Genomic DNA, 3,588 nt, shown 5'->3' with positions numbered 1-3,588 from the left:
GTTCAAACCTTCCGCCACCCGCGCCCCCACCCGGCACCCGGAACCGGCGCTAGCCGAAGGCGACTGGCAGGAGTTCTGAGGTTTGCCCTTGTAGGAGCGGCGTCCCGCCGCGAGCTCTTCCTGTCAGATCGCGATAGCAGCGAAGAGCTCGCGCCGAGACGGCGCTCCTACAAAAGCGGAACGTTGTCCCTGATAGGAGAGGCGTCCCGCCGCTCCTACAAACAAATTCAAGTCTTCGGCCGAACGGTCGATAACGGTTTTGATGTAATCCCGACGGGCAAGAGATGAGCGAATCACCCACAGCCCAATGTCATTGCTGTCAACACGCAGTCCGCCTGCGCGAAGGATCCGCATGCCCCGTCGCGCAATGACCCCGCTGCCCCAGGAAACGGCATCGGACGAGGTCCAGGAGTTTTTGTCGCAGACGCTGGAACAATGCGTCGATGCGGTGATCGTTACCGATCACCGCCATCAGGTATTGCTGTTCAACAGGGCCGCAGAACAGCTCTGGGGCTGCGATCGCGACGAAGTGTTGGGCGTTGCACTGGACCGATTGCTCTGCCATGCCGCCGGTTCCGCGCACCTGGGTCAAACCGCTTCCATCTCCGAGCAATCGCTGGTGGGTAGCAACGTCGATGTCGTGGTGATGCGACTGGACGGCAGTCACCTGCCCGCGTCCGTGTCCATGTCCCGTATCGTCCTGGGCCGGCGGGTGTTCTACACCGCCTTCGTCCGCGACACCAGCGAGCAGCAACGGCAACAGGAAAGATTGCAGCAACTGTCTTTCGTGGTGGACAAAAGCGACAACGCGATCTTCGTCAGTGACCCCGACCGCCACGTGGTGTACGTCAACAGCGGCTTCACCCGCATGCTCGGCTACGAACTGGAGGATCTGCGAGGATGCAGGCCCGCGGACATCCTGTCCGGGCCGCACACCGATCCGGGCCTCGGCGATCTTATCGCGTCCCATGTCAGCGCCGGCGACGGCTTGCAGATCGAAGTGCTGCTATACGCCCGCAACGGTCGGCCGTTGTGGGTCTCCGCCGCCATCAACCCGGTACACGGTGACGATGGCAAGCTGATCGGCCTGGTCAGCGTGCTCAGCGACATCACCCAGACCAAGATGCACCAGGTGCTGCACCACAAGGCACTGGATGCGATGGTCCACGAGTGGCCCACGGCGGAGGTGATGGAATTGATCTGCCGCGAGGTGGAGCACATCGCGCCGGAAGTCGTTGCGTTGATCACCGCGGTCGACAACGAAGGCCGGCTTCGCCCGCTCGCCGCCCCCAGCCTGCCGGATTCACTGCTTCAAGCGGTCGACGGCATGGGCATAGGGCCGCGTGCGGGTTCCTGCGGCACCACTGCCTGGCGCGGCCGCCCGGTGCTGGTGACCGACATCGCCACCGAACCTTTATGCGCCGACTATCGGCATCTCTTGCTGCCGCTGGGCTTCGTCGCTTGTTGGAGCAATCCCATCAAGTCCAGCAGTGGCCGCGTGCTGGGCACGGTGTCGTTCTACTACCGCGAATCGCGGGGACCGGATGAACTTCACGCGCAACTGGTCAGCACCTGCCAGCATCTATGCGCGCTGGCGCTGGAGCGCGAGCACACCAACGAACGCGTGCATCAGCTGGCTTTCTACGACACGTTGACCGGCCTGCCCAATCGCATCATGTTCAGCGCGAAGGCCGAACAAGCGCTCGCCAACGTCACCCAGGTCAACGGCACCGCGGCAGTGCTGTTCATAAATTTGGATCGTTTCAAACGCATCAACGACACCCAGGGCCACGCCGCCGGCGATGGATTGTTGCGTGACGTCGCTACCCGCCTGAACGCGGAGCTGCCCGGCGTGAACATCGTCGGCCGACACGCGGGCGACGAATTCGTTGCGGTGTTGCCGCAATGCAGTGCCGAACAAGCCGGCAGCGTGGCCGAACGGTTGCTGGGCGCCATCGCCGCGCCGACCGCCGTCGGCATGATGACGCTACACCCCGGCGTCAGCATCGGTGTGGCGATGTTCCCCGATGATGGCCGCGATATCGAACTGCTGGTGCGCCACGCCGACATGGCCATGCACCGCGCCAAAAGCGATGGCGGCGGAAGCTTCTGCTTCTTCAGCGGCGACATGAATCGTGTCGCGCAGGAACGCGTCTCCCTCGAAACCGCACTGCGTGACGCACTGCGCCTGGATCTGCTGCAACTGGAGTTCCAGCCGCAGATCAGCGGAGATGCGTTTCCGCATCTGTATGGCGTTGAGGCACTGCTGCGCTGGCACGATCCCGAAGTGGGCATGGTGCCGCCGTCGCGCTTCATACCGGTGGCCGAAGAATGCGGCCTGATCTCGGAACTCAGCCTGTGGGTGCTGCGAAAGGCATGCGCCCAACTCGCCGACTGGCGCCGACGCGGCGTGGAAGTGCCACGTGTTTCCGTCAACATCTCCGCAATCAATTTCCGCGACCGCGAGCTTGCCCAGCAGATAGCCGACATCCTGCACCAACATAGCCTGGTACCGGACGACCTGACACTGGAGATCACCGAAAGCGTCATGCTGGATCCAGACCCGGATGTGCTGGAAAACATCGAAGCCATCTACGTCACCGGCGTACGCCTGTCGCTGGACGACTTCGGCACCGGCTATTCCAGTCTCAGCCACCTGCACCGGCTGCCCATCTACGAACTGAAGCTGGACCAGAGCTTCGTACGCGATATCGAAACCAGCGCCATCGCACGAACGCTGACCACCTCGGTGCTGCGCATCGGCGAGAGCCTGCACATGAAGGTGGTCGCCGAGGGCGTGGAAACCGCGGCTCAGCATCGCTTCCTGACCGAGAACGGTTTTCCGATCCTGCAGGGCTATCTGTTCTCGCAGCCGCTTCGGGCTGCGGAGTTGGAGCAGTGGCTGGAGAACAATGACTATATTGTGGGGAATGTGGTGGATGCGGTGGCGGTTAATTAGTTCTTTTCGCTCTGGTTCGTTTCAGGTGACGGATTCGTAGCGTGCGCTGTGCGCACGATGGCTCCTCGTAGTTCCTTGGCGCTGGCGCGGACTATTTATCGGATCTGATGATCTACGCGCCTGCCGCGGGGCCCTACTTTCTTTGCTCGTGCAAAGAAAGTAGGCAAAGAGGCGCTCTTCAACAGCCGAATGGCTGGTCAACACGCCCCGGGCAGCGCGCCCCTTCGGGGTCCGCAATCGGGCCGGGAATTTTCGGAAGGCACATCCATGTGCCTGCCGAAAACGACGCACCTCCTGTGCGCCGCCCCTGCGGGGTTTTACCCGTCCCGCTTGCCGCGCCTTAACGGGGGCCCCGAAGATCAAGAGCCAAAGCAACGGCAACAGCAGCAGCAACAGCAACAGCAACAGCAGCAGCAGCAGCAGCAGAAAATCTGAGCGACTGCTTTTTGTCTTGCCCCTTGCCCTTGCCCCTTGTCTTTGCTCGTTGCTCTTCGCCTTTGCTGGTGCTGTTGCTTTTGGCTTCTCGGGGTCCCCTTTAAGGCGCGGTGGCGCCGGTGGGTACAACCCTTTAGGGCGCCGCGCACGACGCGCGGCGTTTTCGGCAGGCACATGGATGTGCCTTCCGAAAA

General features: G+C 62.3%; 1 protein-coding gene. It reads left to right on the top strand.

Annotated elements, in window-relative coordinates:
* The first annotated feature begins 352 nt into the window (after positions 1–352).
* Positions 353–2,959 (top strand): EAL domain-containing protein, encoded by a 2,607-nt coding sequence (locus AADW18_RS19535; RefSeq protein ID WP_337345083.1) that lies wholly within the window; start codon positions 353–355, stop codon positions 2,957–2,959.
* The last annotated feature ends 629 nt before the right edge of the window (positions 2,960–3,588 follow it).

It is taken from the genome of Pseudoxanthomonas sp. CCNWLY206-1 (assembly GCF_039710385.1).
GTDB lineage: Bacteria > Pseudomonadota > Gammaproteobacteria > Xanthomonadales > Xanthomonadaceae > Pseudoxanthomonas_A.
Note: the sequence above shows the minus strand (reverse complement) of the source record. Positions and strands in the feature narration are given on the sequence as shown.

Bases quoted from the DNA above. Each gene is read 5' to 3' on its own strand.
- AADW18_RS19535 (WP_337345083.1), top strand. From the start codon at position 353: ATGCCCCGTCGCGCAATGACCCCGCTGCCCCAGGAAACGGCATCGGAC.